At 46.2% G+C, this 19,185-nt stretch carries 19 protein-coding genes and 1 other RNA gene; 14 read left to right on the top strand and 6 right to left on the bottom strand.

Translation table 11 applies throughout. The annotated features are described in order from the left end of the window. Nucleotides 1-192 precede the first annotated feature (192 nt). The 4 genes from ABGV42_RS10885 to ABGV42_RS10870 all read left to right on the top strand — a co-directional run bounded on the left by ABGV42_RS10885 (nt 193) and on the right by ABGV42_RS10870 (nt 3,603). Entirely contained in the window at nt 193-1,770 is a 1,578-nt protein-coding gene (locus tag ABGV42_RS10885) for a DEAD/DEAH box helicase (RefSeq protein ID WP_347381672.1), read from the top strand. A gap of 205 nt (nt 1,771-1,975) precedes the next feature. Then, complete coding sequence (locus ABGV42_RS10880; RefSeq protein ID WP_347381671.1) at nt 1,976-2,785, top strand: YesL family protein; 810 nt, start codon at nt 1,976-1,978, stop codon at nt 2,783-2,785. A gap of 51 nt (nt 2,786-2,836) precedes the next feature. Beyond that, nucleotides 2,837-3,027: non-coding RNA, 6S RNA (gene ssrS / locus ABGV42_RS10875), on the top strand. A 183-nt stretch (nt 3,028-3,210) separates the two neighbouring features. Continuing rightward, nucleotides 3,211-3,603, top strand: coding sequence for a DUF1499 domain-containing protein (locus ABGV42_RS10870; protein WP_347381670.1), 393 nt, complete (start codon nt 3,211-3,213; stop codon nt 3,601-3,603). A 74-nt stretch (nt 3,604-3,677) separates the two neighbouring features. On the opposite strand, the gene tpx is transcribed toward ABGV42_RS10870, so the two are convergent. Further along, entirely contained in the window at nt 3,678-4,196 is a 519-nt protein-coding gene (gene tpx, locus ABGV42_RS10865; protein ID WP_347381669.1) for a thiol peroxidase, read from the bottom strand. A gap of 146 nt (nt 4,197-4,342) precedes the next feature. Between tpx and ABGV42_RS10860 the strand changes: the two genes are divergently transcribed. Beyond that, nucleotides 4,343-4,972, top strand: a complete 630-nt coding sequence (locus ABGV42_RS10860; protein WP_347381668.1) for a rhomboid family intramembrane serine protease — start codon at nt 4,343-4,345, stop codon at nt 4,970-4,972. Between the two features lie 77 nt (nt 4,973-5,049). Further along, nucleotides 5,050-5,961, top strand: a complete 912-nt coding sequence (locus ABGV42_RS10855) for a LysR family transcriptional regulator (protein WP_347381667.1) — start codon at nt 5,050-5,052, stop codon at nt 5,959-5,961. Between the two features lie 37 nt (nt 5,962-5,998). Here ABGV42_RS10855 and ABGV42_RS10850 read toward each other — a convergent pair whose 3' ends face one another. Continuing rightward, nucleotides 5,999-6,679: a zinc metallopeptidase gene (locus ABGV42_RS10850; protein WP_347381666.1), complete on the bottom strand. Its 681-nt coding sequence runs from the start codon at nt 6,677-6,679 to the stop codon at nt 5,999-6,001. 28 nt (nt 6,680-6,707) lie between these two features. Continuing rightward, nucleotides 6,708-7,136: a MerR family transcriptional regulator gene (locus ABGV42_RS10845; RefSeq protein WP_095288009.1), complete on the bottom strand. Its 429-nt coding sequence runs from the start codon at nt 7,134-7,136 to the stop codon at nt 6,708-6,710. A 354-nt stretch (nt 7,137-7,490) separates the two neighbouring features. Here ABGV42_RS10845 and ABGV42_RS10840 point away from each other — a divergent pair, with 354 nt between their 5' ends. From ABGV42_RS10840 to ABGV42_RS10830, 3 genes are read left to right on the top strand one after another with little or no spacing between them, the layout of a single operon-like run. Continuing rightward, a complete protein-coding gene (locus tag ABGV42_RS10840) occupies nt 7,491-8,894 on the top strand; it encodes an ammonium transporter (protein ID WP_347381665.1) in 1,404 nt (467 codons plus the stop codon). A 33-nt stretch (nt 8,895-8,927) separates the two neighbouring features. Beyond that, a complete protein-coding gene (locus ABGV42_RS10835; protein ID WP_431523643.1) occupies nt 8,928-10,022 on the top strand; it encodes a DUF294 nucleotidyltransferase-like domain-containing protein in 1,095 nt (364 codons plus the stop codon). Continuing rightward, nucleotides 10,019-10,756, top strand: a complete 738-nt coding sequence (locus tag ABGV42_RS10830) for an exonuclease domain-containing protein (protein WP_347381663.1) — start codon at nt 10,019-10,021, stop codon at nt 10,754-10,756. Before ABGV42_RS10835 ends, ABGV42_RS10830 begins: the two co-directional genes overlap by 4 nt. Here ABGV42_RS10830 and ABGV42_RS10825 read toward each other — a convergent pair. Beyond that, nucleotides 10,742-11,233, bottom strand: coding sequence for a M67 family metallopeptidase (locus ABGV42_RS10825; RefSeq protein ID WP_347381662.1), 492 nt, complete (start codon nt 11,231-11,233; stop codon nt 10,742-10,744). The genes ABGV42_RS10830 and ABGV42_RS10825 overlap by 15 nt on opposite strands. Before the next feature lie 242 nt (nt 11,234-11,475). On the opposite strand from ABGV42_RS10825, the gene ABGV42_RS10820 reads away from it, so the two are divergent. Then, on the top strand, nt 11,476-12,024 hold the full coding sequence (locus tag ABGV42_RS10820) for a TlpA disulfide reductase family protein (RefSeq protein ID WP_347381661.1): 549 nt from the start codon (nt 11,476-11,478) through the stop codon (nt 12,022-12,024). Nucleotides 12,025-12,098: 74 nt separating this feature from the next. Here the strand turns inward: ABGV42_RS10820 and cimA are convergent, their stop codons facing one another. Then, nucleotides 12,099-13,718: a citramalate synthase gene (cimA, locus tag ABGV42_RS10815; protein WP_347381660.1), complete on the bottom strand. Its 1,620-nt coding sequence runs from the start codon at nt 13,716-13,718 to the stop codon at nt 12,099-12,101. A gap of 530 nt (nt 13,719-14,248) precedes the next feature. Here cimA and ABGV42_RS10810 point away from each other — a divergent pair. The 3 genes from ABGV42_RS10810 to ABGV42_RS10800 all read left to right on the top strand — a co-directional run bounded on the left by ABGV42_RS10810 (nt 14,249) and on the right by ABGV42_RS10800 (nt 17,578). Then, nucleotides 14,249-15,550, top strand: coding sequence for a DNA polymerase IV (locus ABGV42_RS10810; RefSeq protein WP_347381659.1), 1,302 nt, complete (start codon nt 14,249-14,251; stop codon nt 15,548-15,550). A 118-nt stretch (nt 15,551-15,668) separates the two neighbouring features. Continuing rightward, nucleotides 15,669-15,911, top strand: a complete 243-nt coding sequence (locus tag ABGV42_RS10805; RefSeq protein WP_062322102.1) for a ferredoxin — start codon at nt 15,669-15,671, stop codon at nt 15,909-15,911. A 230-nt stretch (nt 15,912-16,141) separates the two neighbouring features. Continuing rightward, complete coding sequence (locus ABGV42_RS10800; protein ID WP_347381658.1) at nt 16,142-17,578, top strand: L,D-transpeptidase family protein; 1,437 nt, start codon at nt 16,142-16,144, stop codon at nt 17,576-17,578. Nucleotides 17,579-17,654: 76 nt separating this feature from the next. Here ABGV42_RS10800 and ABGV42_RS10795 read toward each other — a convergent pair whose 3' ends face one another. After that, the gene (locus tag ABGV42_RS10795; RefSeq protein ID WP_347381657.1) at nt 17,655-17,792 is read right to left on the bottom strand and encodes a hypothetical protein; all 138 of its coding nucleotides are present in this window, start codon (nt 17,790-17,792) and stop codon (nt 17,655-17,657) included. 269 nt (nt 17,793-18,061) lie between these two features. Here ABGV42_RS10795 and ABGV42_RS10790 point away from each other — a divergent pair, with 269 nt between their 5' ends. Beyond that, the gene (locus tag ABGV42_RS10790) at nt 18,062-19,159 is read left to right on the top strand and encodes a quinone-dependent dihydroorotate dehydrogenase (RefSeq protein WP_347383204.1); all 1,098 of its coding nucleotides are present in this window, start codon (nt 18,062-18,064) and stop codon (nt 19,157-19,159) included. Nucleotides 19,160-19,185: the final 26 nt, after the last annotated feature.

The following is a 19,185-nucleotide window of genomic DNA, read 5'->3' as shown; positions in this document are numbered from 1 at the left end:
ATAAAATTTGAAATGTTTCAAACGCATGTATGTAGTTTTAGTCTTATGTTGGGGACCCATTCACGAATTATGTTGATAATGAAAATAATTTGCCCATATGGGATACCCTATAGATATTAACGCTACTTAAGAATACAGACAACAAAGTGGATTGTCCACCATGTCCACCCTATAGAAGGAGTATGAATAATTTTGACAAATTTAAATTTCGTAGATTTCAATCTTGAACCACTGGTGCTGCAAGCGATCACCGAACTTGGGTTTGAAGAAGCAACACCGATTCAATCCAAATCGATCCCTTTTGCTCTTGAAGGCAGAGATTTGATCGGTCAAGCTCAAACAGGTACCGGTAAAACAGCAGCTTTCGGTATTCCGCTGATCAGCAAAATTTCGAAAAGCGACGAAAAAATCCGCGCCCTCATTATGGCACCTACACGTGAACTTGCGATCCAAGTTGCCGAAGAGATCGAAAAACTTACCCGCTTCAAAGGTTTGCGCTCCCTGCCAATTTACGGAGGACAAGATATTGTTCGTCAAATCCGTGCACTGAAAAGAAAACCACAGATTATCATCGGTACACCTGGACGTCTCCTGGATCACATTAACCGCAAAACGATTAAACTTGAAGATGTACAAACTGTTGTATTGGATGAAGCAGATGAAATGCTCGACATGGGCTTCATGGAGGATATTCAATCCATCCTGAAACAAGTTCCAGCTGACCGTCAAACGATGCTCTTCTCAGCTACAATGCCTCCTAACATTCAAAAATTGGCTCAGCAATTCTTGAACAACCCAGAGCACGTGTCCGTTATCCCGAAACAAGTTAGCGCACCTTTGATTGACCAAGCGTACATTGAAGTGCCAGAGCGTCAAAAGTTTGAAGCACTTAGCCGTTTGCTTGATATGGAATCTCCAGAGCTCGCAATCGTATTTGGTCGTACGAAACGTCGTGTTGACGAATTGGCTGAAGCACTGCAAAAACGTGGATATTCTGCAGACGGTCTCCATGGTGACCTGTCCCAGAATCAACGTGATACAGTAATGCGCAAATTCCGTGATGGAAGTATTGACGTACTCGTTGCAACAGACGTAGCTGCACGTGGTCTCGACGTATCTGGCGTAACACACGTTGTGAACTTCGACCTTCCACAAGATCCGGAAAGCTATGTTCACCGTATCGGTCGTACAGGACGTGCTGGTAAAGAGGGTGCTGCTTGGTCCTTCGTTACACCACGTGAGATTGATCACTTGCATTTCATCGAGCGTGTAACGCGTCATCGTATCCCTCGTAAGCCTCTGCCAACAATGGCTGAAGCAGTAGAAGGTAAACAACGTTTGACAGCTGAGCGTTTGCTCGAAATCGTACAATCTGGCGAACTGAACGAATACAAAGGTATCGCTATCCAATTGCTTGAGCAGTATGATTCCGTTCAACTGTTGTCGGCTTCCCTGAAGCTCCTGACAGGTGACAAAAAAGATGCTCAAGTGGATCTGACTCCGGAAGATCCAATCCGTGCGAAGCGTCGTAAACCGGATGTTCGCTCTGGCGGACGTAAGCCATCAGGTTACAGCGGTAACCGCAGCAGCAGTGGCGGCGGTGGCTACAACCGTGACCGCAACAGCAGTGGTGGCGGACGTGGAGGATACAATCGCGATCGCAACAGCAGTGGCGGTGGAAGCAGAGAAGGTGGTTACAACCGTGACCGCAAACCGCGTCCAAGCAGCAACGAAGGACGTCGTCCTGCGAAAGATTCTTCTTTTGAATAATATGCAAGACTAACTTGGGAAATGGGGCAGGAAACTGCTCCATTTTTTTTATTTTAGAAAACCATACTAACTTTTGCTTCTTAATAGCCTTAGAGAGTAGGATTGCAGATCAGTTTTCGGGAAGTGCTGGCTTTTCCTATCTATAATAAGGTATATTAATATTAGACTTCAGGTTAGACGCAAGGCTGCAGAGGAGGAGAAATGTTTGGAATTTAAAGGAGCTATGGGTGGGATCTACCGGCTTACAGAGTGGATTACGAGACTGGCCGCAACCAATCTGTTGTGGGCTATTTGTTCGTCTCCGTTCTTGTTTTTCTTGATTATGAAACTGCTCGTTATGCAGCAGAACCTCGCAAACGAATCATTGCAAATGAACTGGGCTATAGCTATTGTGGCACCGCTTACACTATTTCCGGCAACTTCGGCCCTTTTTACGGTCGTTCGTAAATGGAATATGGGTGACACGGATGTGCCGATCTTCCGTACGTTTTTTGTAGGTTACAAAGAGAACTACAAACAAAGCTTAATCGGGGGCATATTTTACACCGTGCTGTTTGCCATCATGTATCTGGACTATACGGTATACATGACACAGTTCCGCAATATGCAGCTTGTGGGAATCATCATGTTAGTGCTGCTGTTGCTTTTGTTTGTTTCCTTGTTTAACTTTTTTTCAATGGTTGTACACTATCATATGTCAATCGGACTCATTATTAAAAATGCAGTACTCTTGACACTGATCAGACCGTTTCGTGTTTTCTCCACATTGCTCGGAAGCGGACTATTGTTTTACATCGGATTCCGATATCCCGTATTGTTTGTCTTCTTTATTATCAGTATCATTGCCTGGTTTGCCTTCTTTAACTTTTATGCGACCTTCACGAAAATGCAGGAGCAGATGGAGAAAATGCAGCAGAAGAAGGAAGAGGAAGAAGCTGCTCAAAATGGCGATGGAGTAGAGACGATCGGTGATGTAAAAGCATCTGACGTAAAAAACGATAATCTGCAAAAATAAAACATCAAGCGTCACCATTTACTTTTTACACGGTTAGGGATATAATAACTGTACATCCTGCGGTGTACGTTTCGGTTATTCGTTGTTTTGAACCAATGATGATGTCTTCGGGAGATCTACACAGAATGTTGCTGAAACGCCCTGTCTATACGACATGGGGACTTCAAAATACATTTTTGCGGTCACCCACCTGCCAAGCAGGTTCATAAGACAATGTAGCCGGACGGCATGGCGGGTTTCTATTTACAAGTACAGCACCCTGACTCTTTCCTCTAATCCAGGAACCTCAGGGTGTTTTTTATTTGAACTTTATATTTTGACCAGTGTATTTGCGTTAAAAGCGCTGTACGCCCTTTTGTTACTACCTGAACAATGTTACACTAGAATACATAAATGGAACGGTTACATTCAAAGGAGGAAGGGTCTTGACCTTAAAGAGAACGCTCGTCGGTATCATCCGCAGTATGGAGGGGACCAGCGATCGAGCCAAGGATCCCAAATTAAAAACACGGTATTATAATTTATCCAAAGACAGAGCCTGGGAAGAAGTTTCTTCGACATTGAAAAAGATTCCGGGTTATAAGGTGCTTCACGAGGTTCCTTCGGTCGGAGAGATTATTTTGGAGAAACGGACGACGTTTGGGCGGACCATGGATATTACGGTTTCTATTATTTCGGTAAGTCCGGTTCGTAGTGCGGTAGACATGTATTCAGCTTCACGTGGTTCGCTTGGAGATCTGGGCTCCAATTATCGAACAATCATGAATCTGTTTTCCGTATTGGATAAGAAGCTCGCCAAATATAAGGCAAACGATTGAGATAGATGGATGGTAAACAAAAAAGCGAGAGAAGGTGAGCCTTCCCTCGCTTTTGTTCTGGACGTGGAATCCTTTTACAGCAAAGCTTTTACTGCTGCAATGGCTTGCTCGAAGTTAGGGGATTCTGTCATCTCAGGCAGATATTCCACATATGTAATTCGGTCTTCGGTATCCACTACAAAGATGGAACGCATGTCCAATTGGAATTCCTTGATCAGAACACCGTAGTTTTCACCGAACGAGCGTGTTTTGTAATCAGACAATGTTATAACGCGGTCTACACCGGCTGCCCCGCACCAGCGTTCTTGTGCGAATGGAAGGTCTACACTTACCGTCAAAACGACAACATTGTCGCCAAGGTCTCCGGCTTCCACATTGAAGCGGCGAGTTTGGGCATCGCATACTCCTGTATCCAATGAAGGAACGACGCTGATCAGTTTAATTTTGCCTGCGAAGTCTTTCAGGGATGCATCTTCAACCAGATTTTTACTCAATGTAAAATCCGGAGCTTGATCGCCCACTTTCAATTCGGGTCCGATCAATGTAATAGGGTTGCCTTTGAATGTGGCTGCGCCTGTACGTTCTTGTGCCATAATAATGTTCCTCCTTAAATTGGTGATCCGTGCCAAAATCCATTATAATCTTTTATGAAAGGCATTGTCCAATTCAGGCGAGTAATTACGATAATGGATAAGAAGTGAAGGAAGAACTGAACAGGGTGGAGTGAAATAGGAAGCTTATGATATTTATTCGTTATGAAAATTGGAGAAGTTATTTAAAGTTTTTCCCGCTGACGTCGATTCTGTTAGTTGCCAATGTCGTTATGTTTATTATACTTGCTGTCAATGGTGGCTCGACGAATACGATGACATTGCTGAAGTTTGGCGCTTTGACAAACCATGAGTTATTCTCGGGAGAATGGTGGCGGTACTTTACGTCCATTTTTCTTCACGCAGGTTTCAGTCATCTATTGTTTAACAGCTTTGCGCTGGTTGTATTTGCGCCTCCTATGGAGCGCTTGCTCGGGTCGGTAAGATATGGCTTATTGTATTTGGGCAGCGGGGTTCTGGGTAATGTTTTAGCACTTGCTTGGTATAACTCTGCAGGAGATACAACAATCTCTGTAGGGGCATCCGGAGCCATCTACGGGATTTATGGTGCGTTTCTGTATGTTGCTTTGTTCCAGCGGACGATGATGGATGAGGCATCGCGCAAAACGTTATACACACTGCTTGCGTTCGGTATTATTTTCTCGTTTGCCATGTCGGGCATTAACTGGATGGCTCATTTGGGTGGATTGTTAGGTGGATTCTTTATCTACGGACTTCTTATCCGAATATGGCAGCCAAGAAAGTTTAGAAAGCAGTAATGCGTTTGTTGTAATGATCTGAAGACGGAGTGCAGGCAGGGCTAAGAAGGGTATAGCAGATTGGAGAGATCAGGCGAGTGGAATTAAGACAGTTGCATTACTTTTTGAAAGTGGCACAAAAGGAGCATGTGACCCAGGCAGCTGAAGAGCTGCATGTTGCACAATCCGCGGTGAGTCGCCAGATTCATCAACTGGAGGAAGAGCTGGGTGTTGACCTCTTTATGCAAAAGGGGCGGAATCTACAGTTGACCGCAGTGGGGCAGCTCTTTTGTAAACGCATTGAAGGCATACTAAAGGATCTGGACAAAGCAGTCGGAGAAGTTCATGAATTTTTGGACCCGGAACATGGTGAAATTCGTATTGGTTTTCCTCATAGTCTGGGTATTCATCTGATTCCATCGGTCGTGGCCGCATTTCGTCAGCGTTATCCCAACGTCAAATTCAGATTTAAACAGGGCATGTTTCCGACGCTCATCCGTGACGTGCTATCTGCTGAGGTGGATCTGGCTTTCATATCGCCTTTTCCGGAAAAGCATGATCAGGTCGCGGGTGATATCGTCTTAACTGAAGAATTACATGCAATTCTTCCTCCAAATCACCCGCTTGCAGGCGAAGAGGAGATTGCGCTTGAACAGCTCAAAGATGATAAATTTGTTCTGTTCAGCAAAGGGTATTCTTTGCGTCCAATAGTCTGGCATGCCTGCTTGGAAGCAGGGTTTACACCGAAAATCGCTTTTGAAGGTGAAGAGACCGATACCATCCGCGGATTGGTTGCTGCGGGTATGGGGGTGAGTCTGCTGCCGGAAATGGCACTTTTCCAGACCAATCCACTACAACCGGCACATGTGGCCATTTCTCATCCGAAAGTAACGCGGACCATTGGTTTAATCCATCGCGCCGATGACAAATTGCCACTTGTAGCACAGTCATTTCGTTCGTTTTTACTTCATTATTTCGGTTTGCAACAAAACAATACCCCATCCGAGTAACGGTGGGGTATTGTTTTTTGTTTCTATTGTATTTGGTTTAGTCGCGACTGTTAAAAATTCCAATGTAACGGATCAATTCAAGCAGTGAGATCAGTGCAGCGGCAACGTACGTTAACGCTGCGGCGTTCAGCACCTTGGCTACGCCTTTTTCTTCTTCATTGCGAATGTAGCCTTCGGAAACCATGATTTCACGTGCTCGATTGCTGGCATTAAACTCTACCGGCAGCGTGATGAGCTGGAACGCAACGGTAACGGAGAAGAAGATAATACCGATACCAACAAGGTTCATGGCGTTGAAGATGAAACCAGCAATCAACAGAAAAGGTGCAAGTCCGGATGCGAAGTTCACAATCGGGAAGATCCGGTGGCGAAGTGCCAGCATCGGATAGCTTTCCTTGTGCTGTATCGCATGGCCGACCTCGTGACAGGCTACGGAAACAGCTGATATCGAATTTTCATAATATACAGGTTCAGACAATCGTACAACCCGGTTAATCGGATCGTAGTGGTCTGAGAGAGCGCCGCGAACGGGTTCAATCGGAACATCGTGTAGACCGTTGGCATCCAGCATATGACGGGCTGCATCATACCCGGTCATGCCATTCAGGTTTTGCACGCCAGCCCAACGGTTGAATGTACTTTTAACGCGAAATTGCGCCCATAAGGAGAGCAAAAAGGCGATAATGATCAAAACGAACATACCGTTATTAAAACTCATATTCATTCCTCCGCTTTCTAATAATAAGCTACATCATGGTGTTCTCAAGCAAGATTTTCAAAGCTTCCATCGTACCGGCACTTTTCGTGAGTAGGCCTGCCATCATTTTACGTGCTTGTACAGGTTTCATCTCGCCAAGCAGCGGTTTGAGTTCATTGACCTCTCGCTCAAGTTGCTGAACATGGAGTTCAAGCGTTGTCAGCTTACTGGCAACCTGCTCTTCTGTACTAACCAGGCTCCACTTCTCAAGAGATTGCTTGATCTCGTCGAGACTATATTTCTCTTGTTTCATCTGTACAATACGTTCGAGTCTGGTTAAAGTTTCATTACTATAGAGACGATAGTTTTTTTCTGTCCGCTCTTCAGGAGCGATCAGACCAAGCTTCGTGTAGTAATCAATCGTCCGTTCACTCACACCAGCGGTCTTGGCAAGTTCGCCAATCCGAAACAGTTTCATATCCCCAATGGTATTCACCTCGCTTGCAAGTTCTAATGTAGGGAATTGTAGATTCCACCTGCGGCTTTACAGACTCCGCCCCATTCTTTTCTTACTATATAGTTATGATACATGATCTTTAACCATACAGTCAAACGTTATGCTTTGTTCACCCTAAACCGTGCTTCTATATCTATGTGCTCATAGAGCATGAATATGTACTTAAGTGCAAGAAAAAGACGCATGACTTTATTCCCAGAAATATTTTTTGGATTTGTTTAAAATACTCTTGTCAACTTTCCTGTCTTCTGCTTATAATGACATTAAGAGTTTCACGATATGTGAAGAAACTTAACATAAGAGGGAGTGGGGTACATGAGAAAGAAATGGTTGGTTTCGGTGTTATTAATACTTACTTTGCTGGCTTTCCCGGTCAGCGCATTCGCTTCTGCGGAAGGGCCGACTAACATTGAACTTCAAACCGGTCTGAACTCAGCCTTTACGTTTTTGGCTGTTGTGCTGGTTTTCTTGATGCAAGGGGGATTTGCTTTATTGGAAGCAGGTTCAACACGAATGAAGAATGCAGGACATATTGCGGGTAAAACGATCCTGACATTGGGCATTTCGGTTATTGCTTTCTGGGCTCTCGGCTTCGGTCTTGGTTTCGGTAACGGTAACAGCTTCTTTGGAACAACGGGATTCTTCCTGAGTGGTGACCAAATGGCTGCTTCATTTGAATCACTGGCCTTCTCCGATGTTCCGCTTACCATAAAATTTGTATTCCACCTCGCTTTTGCTGCAGTATCTCTGGCCATTGCCTGCGGTGGTATGGCTGAACGTGCAAAAATGAGCGTATATATTGTTTTTGGAACACTTTATACCATTATCATGTATCCGGTTGTTGCTCACTGGGTATGGGGCGGCGGCTGGCTCGCAGAGCTGGGTATGCAAGACTTCGCAGGTTCGACTGTAGTTCACTTGACGGGTGCAACAGCTGCATTGGTAGCTACGATCCTGTTGAAACCGCGTATCGGTAAATACAACAAAGACGGAAAACCTAACATCATTCCAGGTCACAACCAAGTGTACTCTGTTCTCGGGGTTATCATCCTGTGGATTGGTTGGTTCGGATTCAACCCAGGTAGCACATTGTCTGCTATGGGCGATGGATTCTTCGGTTATGTTGCGTTGACTACAAACGTTGCCGCTGCAGCCGGTGGGGTTGCTGCACTGTTGATCTCTTGGGCTGTTCTTGGCAAATCCGATATTCCTAGCATGCTGAACGGTGTGCTTGCAGCACTCGTTGCCATTACAGGTGCTTGTGCCTTTGTAGAGCCATGGGCAGCTCTGGTTATCGGTGCATTGGCAGGTATTATCACATTCTTCACCGCTCAATACTTTGATCGCAAAGGGATTGACGATCCAATTTACGCTTTCTCCGTCCATGGTATCGCTGGTATGTGGGGAGCAATTTCCACAGGGTTGTTCGCAACTCCGGAGCTTGCTGAAAATGCAGGTGTAGGTCAAGCGGGTCTGTTCTACGGCGGTGGATTCCACCAGCTGGGTGTTCAACTCTTGGGTCTGGTTGGCGCATTCGCCTTCGTGCTGGTTGTTTCCTTCATTATCCTAGGTGGAATGAAAGCCATCATGGGTATCCGTGTAACAGAAGAAGAGGAAACCATGGGTTTGGATCTTAGTGAGCACGGTACTTACGGGTACCCTGAGCAAATGAAAAGTATTGAAGGTAAATCCAATGGAGGCGGTACGTTCAGCTCCTAAGGTGAATGATGACTGAATCACGCTTCAAGGAGGCTGGACATGATGGAACCTATCCCGTTTATAAACCATTCTTGGTCCTATCAGGGGATCGATGGTGCCGCTTCTTCCGAGGAGCTGCGCCAGGCACGTGTAGTTTTGCAGAATGAGCTCCAGGAATTGTTGTCCGCTTCCTTGTCGCCGATCGAGTGGTACCAGACGGTAAATGAACTGCATGACCGGATATACCGGAAAGCAGTAGAGTTATGCATCCAGGGGATGGTAGAGGAAGGCTTCGGCCGGCCTCCCGTCCCCTATGCCTTTATCGTATTTGGCAGTTCCGGCAGGGAAGAAGCTACATTATGGAGCGATCAGGACAACGGCATGATTATCAGCGATACCCCGCACGAGGGGAAAGAAGAATATTTTGCCGAACTCGGACGACGAATGGCTGATATGCTTGAAGAATTAGGTTATGCCAAATGTGAAGGGAAAGTAATGTGTTCCGAGCTGTTATGGCGTAAAACATTGGAATCCTGGAAGGAGCAGCTCAAGGCGTGGAGGTCGGATCTGGCATGGGAACCCGTGCGAAATTTGATCATTGCTTCGGATATGCGTTTTGTGGCAGGGGATAAAAGTCTGGCGGAGGAATGGACTACTGCGTTCTATGATGGCTTCAGAGCCGTTCCCGAGCTGTCTGATGCTGTACTGCGTAATACCGTTAAACACAAGGCAACCCTTAATATTCTCGGCCAGGTGGTCACGGAACGGTTTGGTGAACATGCTGGCGGATTCGATGTCAAATATGGCTTATATATCCCACTGGTAAACAGTGCGCGTTTCCTGGCACTGCAGCATGGCATCAAGGAAACATCTACGCTCAAGCGAATCCAGAGATTGGTGTCCCTTGAAGCGGTTCCCCTTACGTTACTTGATGCGGCAGGGCGTGCTTTCATGATTGCACTGAAGTTTAGACGCAGTACACCTGTAGTTATTAGAGGTGGGCTGCAGCAGAGCAGTGGTTTTCTGGATGAGAAACAAATGAAGCAAAAACAGATGCATTATGAACTGAAGGATACATTAGGACAGGTGCGACGCGTGCACCGTGCACTGCAAAGACAATTACGTTTTGCAGAAAGGAGACGTCCATGAGAGAGCCGGCAAGGGGCAATACTGGATTTTGGAATTCGCTGCGTCAGGGAGGGGTTCCTTCTGCCATCGCTTCCATAATGGGGGCCCCAACGGCGCAACACATGGCGTTCATCCGCTCAATGATGAGGGAGCAGCGCAGACCGGAAGTTCTTCATACGCCGCTGAATGAATTGGATGCTGTTGTTTTCGATCTGGAAACGACAGGCTTTGCTCCGCAGCATGGAGATGAGATCCTATCATTTGGCGCTGTGCGCATCAGTGGTGGTGTAGTGCTGGAAGGAGAGCAGTTTTATACACTTGTTCAATCGAAGGCTGCGGTACCTGAGCATATTACCGAACTTACAGGCATTACACAGCAAATGACCGTTGATGCACCCTCACTCCTTGAGGGTTTGCATGATTTCATGTCTTTTGTTGGAGGAAGCGTGCTGGTTGCGCATGCAAGTGCGCATGACCGGGCTTTTCTGAATGCAGCACTTTGGCGCACCTCCAAGGTTCGGCTGACACATCGGCTGATCGACACCATGATGCTGGCTCGCTGGCTGGAGCCGGGAAGACCGGGGTATGGTCTCGATGAACTGCTGGAATCAAGAGGGATTCCGATCTATGGACGCCATCATGCATTGGAAGATGCCAAGATGACCGCGCAGCTGTGGTCATGTTATTTGGAGGATATGACGCGTAAAAATATCGAAACATTGGGTGACTTGTATACCCACTTAAGTCATGCGTAATTGTGCTGGCTGAAGGTTATAGCACTTTTGCTGATTTTCCTTGCTGGGGTCATCAACAATATTGGCCTGGATTTGATAACCATTCAAATGCATTTGCGGTTCGGATCCGCTTGTCCAATCAGGAGTGCCGATCAGGTACACCTGGATTAATCCGGCGTAAGCTGGAAGGGCAATGAGATCCTGATCGGACGGTACTGGATTGGTATGCGGATGCGAGTGGAAGATGCCGATGAGCTGAGACTCGTTAAATATGCAACGAATCCATTCCGCTTCATCCAGGCTGAAGTGATGCAGCGGGTTAGGCGCAACGTTGCGAATTGGCTGAAACCGACTGATTCGTATGCCGCCCGCTGCAGCTTCACCCAGCACAACCCCGCAGGCTTCCTGCGGCAGCGAATTATACATGTGTTTCGACATTTCTTGCTCTATGGAAGAAGAGATGAAGAACGTGTTTTGCTGTCCATGAAGTGCTGCCATTTTGTATTCACCCCTCTCTCTTTGGCTCCTGCTTAGGCAGGGGTCCTTTTTTGTTTGGATTTGTATATCCCTGATTGTAAAATTTTAAAGGAAAAGGGTACAATATTAAAGAGAGTATTTTGCAACAAGGTACGAAGTGATATCCCATGCGCATTCGTAATCAAGTGGTTAGAACCACTGGTAATGAAACGAAGGCAATGAAGTCTTACTGAAATGCTGATTCTATAAGAAGGTGGCTAGCCATGAAACGGAATATATACATACTGCTTGGTGTTGTATTGCTGATTGGAATTGCACTGGCTCAAAATGCGGATAATGGAATCGCTGCAGTGTTTAAACAAGAAGAGCCTCTTCCAACAGAAACGGGACCAAGAGCGGGATTGCTGGCTCCGGGATTTTCCCTGAAAGGCATGGATGGAAAAACATATACCGCAGGAGGGGCGAAGGAAAAAGCTGTATTTGTCAGCTTCTGGGCTTCCTGGTGTGAACCCTGCAAGGAGGAGGCGCCTGCACTTAATACCTTGGCGGCCAAGTACAAAGATAAATTGGATATGTATGGGGTCAATGTGACGCCTTACGATAAGCTGAAGGATGCTAAAGCTTTTGTAGAGGAATACAAACTGACGTTCCCTATTTTGCTTGATGAAGACGGGAAGGCATATGCAAAATACAATGGTGTTGCTTTTCCCACCAATGTGCTGATTGACAAAAATGGTGTGATCCAGGAAGTTATACTCGGCATTTTGCCTGAAAAAGAATTGGAACGTAAAATTAAGAAAGTTATCAACTAGTAAATCAAACAATAAGCGCCTGTCCCAATTCATTTTGGAGACAGGCGCTTCATTTATTTTCCGGGAAATAAGCGTTAATGGTTGCTTAATCCATGAATGGCTGTGTGAACTACATTCGGCTCATCCTGTAATTTTTCCTGAAGCAGGGCATAACGGAAACTGTGAACAAGGGCTTCCCAGCTCGCTTCAATGACGTTTTCAGAAACGCCGACCGTATTCCATGTATTTTCCGTATTCTTCGATTCAATTAGAACACGTACTTTGGCTGCTGTGGCATCCTTCTCGTCAAGTACACGAACTTTATAGTCAGAGAGGTGCATGTTGGCGAGTGAAGGGAAGTATTGGACAAGTGCTTTCCGAAGAGCATTATCAAGCGCATTGACCGGACCGTTGCCCTCCGCAGCTGTATAGACGCTTGTTCCACCCACATTGAGCTTCACGAATGCTTCGGAGACAACGGACTTGCCGGCTGTTTTTTCCACAAGCATTTTGAATGATTCAAAAGTGAATAGTTCCTTCATATCTCCGTTCGCTTCACGAATGAGCAGCTCAAGAGAGGCATCTGCGCCTTCAAACTGATAACCTTGATGCTCCAGATCTTTGATTTTTTCAATGATCTGGCGTGAATTGGCGCTGCTTGGATCGAACTCCAGTCCAAGCTCCTGTGCTTTAGAGACGATGTTGCTCTGTCCAGCCAACTCGGAGACAAGTACACGCTGTTTGTTTCCGACAAGTTCAGGCACGATATGTTCGTAGGTGCGGGAATCGCGCAGAATGGCAGAGACGTGAATGCCGCCTTTATGTGCGAAGGCTGCATTACCAACATAAGGTTGGTTAATCGGCATGTTCACATTAGCAATCTCGCTAACATAGCGGGCTACGTTCGTAAGCTGTCTCATCGAATCTTCGGACACACATTCATATCCAAGCTTGAGCTGCAGGTTCGGGATAATGGAGGCTAGATTGGCATTGCCGCATCGTTCTCCATAACCATTCATCGTGCCTTGAACCTGTCTGGCACCAGCTTGTACAGCGCTAAGCGTATTGGCAACAGCCAGTTCACAGTCATTATGTGTATGAATTCCGAGATGAGCATGAGGGAGAATTCCAGAGAGTCTGGACACAATCTCGTACACTTCGTGCGGCATGGTTCCGCCATTGGTATCACACATGACAAGCCAGTCTGCACCAGCTTCATGAGCTTTCGTTAACACCGCTTGAGCATACTCCGGATTATGCTTGAATCCGTCGAAGAAGTGCTCGGCATCAAAAATAACTTCCATTCCATTCTGCTTCAAATAAGCAATCGAATCATAGATCATGGATAGATTCTCTTCCAAAGTGGTTTGCAAGGCGGTATGAACGTGGAAATCCCATGATTTACCGACCAATGTTGCTGCCTGTGCACCGGATTCGATCATCCGCTTCAAATTGGCGTCTTCGCTGGCAATGCTTCCTTTGCGACGTGTGCTGCCAAAAGCAACGACCTTGGCATTGAGATTCAATTCTTTTACTCTTTTGAAAAACTCAATGTCCTTGGTGTTGCTGCCCGGAATTCCGCCTTCAATATAATGAGCACCCAGGTCGTCGAGTTTCTTGGCAATTTTAAGCTTGTCATCTGCCGATAAACTGACACCCTCCCCTTGTGTGCCGTCACGTAAAGTCGTATCGAAGATGGAAATGGCCTTTGACATGAAGATCCTCCTTTGAGATAAAGCGCTTTTTTAAATAGTTGAATTTTGTTTTGGAAAAGCATACGAATAAAGATGCACATGAATCCTTCGGTTCTGCAACGCTACACTGTGTTAAACTCTATGCGTTGATTTGTCCTAAAGTCGCGATTTTGTATAATTAATTATTATAGCACCATTATAGCCAAATGCTACACAGAAATCGCAGTTTCGTGTAACAAATTTCAGATTTCCGATTAATAGATATATGATGGAAGGTGTAATTTATGTTATATTTAAATTTAATTGGTAAATGTGGTGTATGGAAAAGTGGAGGGATAGGATTGACTATTGTATGGGAGAATACGGTTCTTGCCTTGATTTCTCTAGTCCTTTTTGTGAGTGTAGGATGGCTAATTATTCGATCGATCATCCGATCCACTCGGAAATAAGAAAATAACAAACGTAACTGATTTTACATAATGAACTTGATATAATAGGATTATTGAATTATTTATGCTTCATTAATTAGATGTAGGAAAGGGCGGAGGAACATGTCTGGGGATGGAACCCGTCACACCAATGTGGATCGATATTATCCTGCCGCCGGAAGAGTCATTTTGCATGTCGACATGAACGCATTTTACTGCTCGGTGCATGAAGCCGAAGAGCCGGAACTCTACAGAGGTAAAGCGACTGCTGTTGCAGGCAGCAGTGAAGTAAGGAAAGGCGTTATTGTAACATGTTCATACACTGCTCGAAGTAAAGGCATCTCAACGGGTATGGTGGTTCATCAGGCAATGAAAAAATGCCCGGAATTGATCGTTATTCGTCCTGATTTTCACTTGTACCGTCAATATTCAAGAGCGTTTATGAAAATAGCCTACAGTTATACACCACTGCTGGAGGCAACTTCGATAGATGAATGTTACCTGGATATCACTGGCTCTAAACAGTTCGGCACACCTATGGAAATTGCGGAGAGCATCCAGCGACGAATTCGGGAAGAACTGGGACTTCCGTGTTCCATTGGCATTGCTCCCAACAAACTGCTGGCGAAGATGGCTTCTGATCTGAAGAAACCTAACGGTATTTCCATTTTACGAATGAGGGATGTACCTCAGATTCTCTGGCATAGACCCTGCAATGAGCTGTTTGGGATTGGCAAAAAGACGGCTGAGAAACTGAAGAAACTGGGCATAGAAACCATTGGGCAGCTTGCAAAATCTGATGAGCGGATGCTGACGGACGTGTTTGGGATTAACGGTACCTGGCTGAAAAATTCAGCGAATGGCATCAATCATTCTATAGTTCAAGCAGAGCGGGAAGCGAATAAATCCATTGGACACACCACGACACTTCCTGCGGATATTAGCGAGATGGACGACGTCCACCGGGTGCTGCTCAACATTAGTGACCAAGTGGCGAGGCGTCTGCGCAAGCACGAGATGCTGAGTCAGGGCATTCAGATTACGATCCGTACACCGGATATGAAAACCATCACGCGATCTCGGATGATGGAAGTGCCAACGGAGGATGCAACGATAATCTACCGGGAAGCCTGCGCTTTATTTGCGAAGCATTGGAGCGGTGGAAAGCCCGTACGAATGCTGGGAGTAACCCTTCAAAATCTGATTCCACGCGAGGAATCAGCCGTACAGCTGGATCTGTTTGAATACGAACAGAAGCCGAAAAAGGAGAATCTGATTCGCATTATGGATCAGCTGCGTGACAAATTTGGGGAGAATGCCGTTGTAACGGCGGGTATGCTCGGGGATGACCCTTCCGTTTTGCTCCGTAATCATAAGGTGAGAGGCACGTCTCTGCAAAAAGATAACTTGCAAAGTCTTGATTGAATAGGGCATAATATAGTCTTGATGTTGTTAAAATAATTTGAAATTACTTTTACTTTGGTTTAATATGTTTTCTAGATAAAAACACTGTACGTTCTGAATTTTAGGAGGAGAGATTGTAATGAGTAAGTACACTTGGGTTGAAAAAGACACATGTATTGCATGTGGTGCTTGCGGAGCAACTGCGCCTGACATTTATGACTATGATGATGAAGGTTTGGCAGAAGTAATTTTTGATGGCGATGCTAACCAAGGAATCAAGGCTATCCCCGATGATTTGTTCGATGATATGCAAGATGCTTGCGATGGTTGCCCAACGGATTCCATCAAAGTAGCGGATGAACCTTTCAACAAAGAAGGCTAATCGTACACCATATAACCTTGAAGAAGCACTTTCCTCTGACTTTGAGCAGTGGGACGTGCTTTTTTAGTGCATAGAAATTCATGAGGGAGCGGGTCATATAATTTTACCGGGGTGTGATTTTTGTCGAATGGTTGCGTTCCATCCGGGTACTCAAGTCCTATGGATTTCATTCCTTCCTATGCCGATATAATAGATAGAAACGGAAAACGGGAAATCAAGCGGAGGATCGGATGCAGAATACTCATCTAAGAACATATGTTAAGAAACACCCTGATAATAAAATGGCCTGGTATTTGCTGGGTAAGGAGTATGTACGTGAAGGTCAGGAAGGCAAGGCCAACTATTGTTTTCAGCAAGCGGGCGAAGTTTACGAAGCATTTGAACGGAGTAAGGCTCCAGCGGACATATGGGTAGATTATCAAAACAAGCTTGTTGAAATGGGAGAACAAAAGGAGAAGAAGCAGCGTATTCGCAAAATGTGGCTGACCCTGCTGATGCTGCTTGTGTTTGCTTTGGTACCGCCTGCTGATGCTCCGGGATTCAATCGTGATGCAGCTGAAGCGTTGACATCCGCTTTGGCAGCCGGGGATGATTCTGTGGATGGCCCAATATCTGGTGATCCCGAAGCTGCATCGGCACCTGTGACCAATTCGAATGTTTTTACAGCAGCGAGCTTCGGGGGCAACCATCAGGGAGAGACTGCGCTGGCTGCTGCATGGTCAGGTGCGGGACCCAAGGTGGAGACTTCAGCTGTCTTGGGCATGCAAAGCTCTGACAAATGGGCGTTATGGAAACGGAATATGCCGGTAAAATATATTGTGCAAACGAATAGCAGCGGCAGATTAACGGCGCAAAGTTACGATGCCCAGCAGTGCAATTGCGAGCCGCCAGAAGTTTCAAAAGACATCAAGCAGCTTGCGCAAGCGTGGACAGCCAAACAAGAATCGGCGGCAACGTTGTCCAGTGCAATAATTACATATCATAAGAAAAACAAAACCTGGCCCAAAAACGTAAATCAGCTTGCGCAGCCTTTTCCCAACAACATTTTGGGTGAGACAGCCCCGGGGATGACAGACATGTTTCCGGCATTACTTACGATGCAGCAACAAGGAAAGGACGGAGCAGGTCAACAGGTTGATCAGGGACAAGACGGGCAATCACCTACGCTGCAAGCGGGTGGTCCTTTTGCAGATACGCTTGGAGAAGAACTCTTTTTGCAGGATCAATTGGAGATTGTGGTCGATAAAAGCAACCACAGACTTGCGCTAATTAGCGGTAATACCATTATCCGAAATTATGAGGTCGGGCTGGGGGGAGAACGAACACCAGAAGGCACTTTTGTCATAACAGACAAGGTCGTGAATCCGAATGGTCGCTCTGACGGTGAATTTGGAACGAGAGGCATGCAGCTTTCGGATACGAATTATGCCATCCATGGGACCAACGAGCCTGACAGTATTGGGCTGGATGAATCCCTTGGATGTGTGAGAATGAGTACTGGGGATGTGGAAGAATTGTTTGCACTTGCACCTCAGGGCACCCCGGTACGCATTGGGACGGATCTGCTGCCAGAGACCATCCTTGTTCCGGAAGCGAAGGATCGCTATCAGCATACGCTTGTTCCGATGCAAAACAATCCAAACAAGACGTATCATTGGCTGAACTAATCGGTTCCTTTAACTCGTGAAGATGGCGTGAACTCCAGCTGAATCATTATGTACGGACGGCAGTCGGTTTGACCGTTTACAGGTTGGCGATAATGATAAGTGCGCCGATAATAATGATCAATCCGATGACGCTGGCCGCTGTCCAAGCAATGGCTTTCCGATTGACTTCTTCTTTCTTTTGCTGCAAAGCAGGTGGTTTACGTTTGGGAGCCATGGGCTGTTCCTCCTTCGTTCATTGGGACTGGTATAACATAGCCTTGCTCCCATTGTAAAGAATTCGCCACTCCATTTCCAGTATGCGGGTGTATTTCTTCCGTAAGGTTTATAGTTGCTTGAGAACACGGGCAAAATGGGATGTCTATGCGCAAACTACTTTCCTTTTGAAGAAGAAACGGATAGACTTGTGTATAGAGTGTTTTTTTACATATGAAAAAGACGGGAAAGCATATTTACGGCGTACCGGACGAGAACGGAGTGAGTGATTTGTTATACAGAAGTCTTGCTAAACCCTTGTTGTTCAAAATGGACCCTGAACAGGCCCATCATCTGATTATTGGTGGCCTTAGCGGTATGGGCAGTATTCGCCCGGTGCCTTCTGGCTTGCGTGTGATGTATGGCGTGCGTGAAACGGAAGACCTGGCTGTTGACATGTTTGGCTGTCATTTTCCCACGCCAGTTGGCCTCGCAGCAGGTCTGGACAAAAACGGACAAGCCGTAACTGGGTTCTCATCCATTGGATTCGGGTTCATGGAAGTCGGTACCGTAACACCGCTTGCACAGCCGGGCAATGATCAGCCACGTCTGTTCCGTCTGCCTCCAGATGAAGCTTTGGTCAACCGGATGGGTTTCAACAATCTCGGAGCAGAAGCGATGGCGGGTGAATTGGCGCGTCTGAAGGAACGCCGTATTCCCGTTGCTGTCAACATCGGTAAAAACAAGGCTACACCTAATGAAGAAGCGCACCTGGATTATGCAAAATGTATCCGGGCGTTATATGATTATGCTGATTTGTTCGTCGTGAATATCAGTTCACCAAATACGCCTGATCTGCGTAACCTGCAACATGGGAATGAACTGAAGGAACTGCTTGCAGCGGTGATGAATGAGATGGAAACACAGCGCGCAAAAACAGGTGGTTCGGTCAAATCGGTTCTGGTCAAAATCGCACCGGATGTCAACGACCAGGAGCTTGAATATATGGTCAGTACGATTGTGGACAGCGGCGTTGCCGGGATCATTGCCACTAACACGACAGTTAACCGGGATGGTCTGTCCCATCAGCATGCCAAGGAAACCGGTGGACTCAGCGGCAAACCGCTGCGTGATCGTTCCACCGAGGTTATTCGACGCATCTATCGTCAAACCGAAGGGAAGCTGCCGATTATCGGTTCCGGTGGTATTTTTACAAGCGAAGATGCCTACGAAAAAATTAAAGCCGGAGCAAGTCTGGTGGAAATATACACTGCTCTGATCTATGAAGGCCCAGAGGTTAATCGGCGTATCCATGCCGGATTGCGTGAGTTGCTGCGCAAAGATGGCTATCGTCATATCTCCGAAGCTGTCGGTGCAGAACACAGATAAGAACAAGAAGGATAAGAAGTTCCCCG

The sequence above is a fragment of the Paenibacillus pabuli genome (assembly GCF_039831995.1).
In the GTDB taxonomy this organism is placed as follows: Bacteria; Bacillota; Bacilli; order Paenibacillales; family Paenibacillaceae; genus Paenibacillus; species Paenibacillus pabuli_C.
Note: the sequence above shows the minus strand (reverse complement) of the source record. Positions and strands in the feature narration are given on the sequence as shown.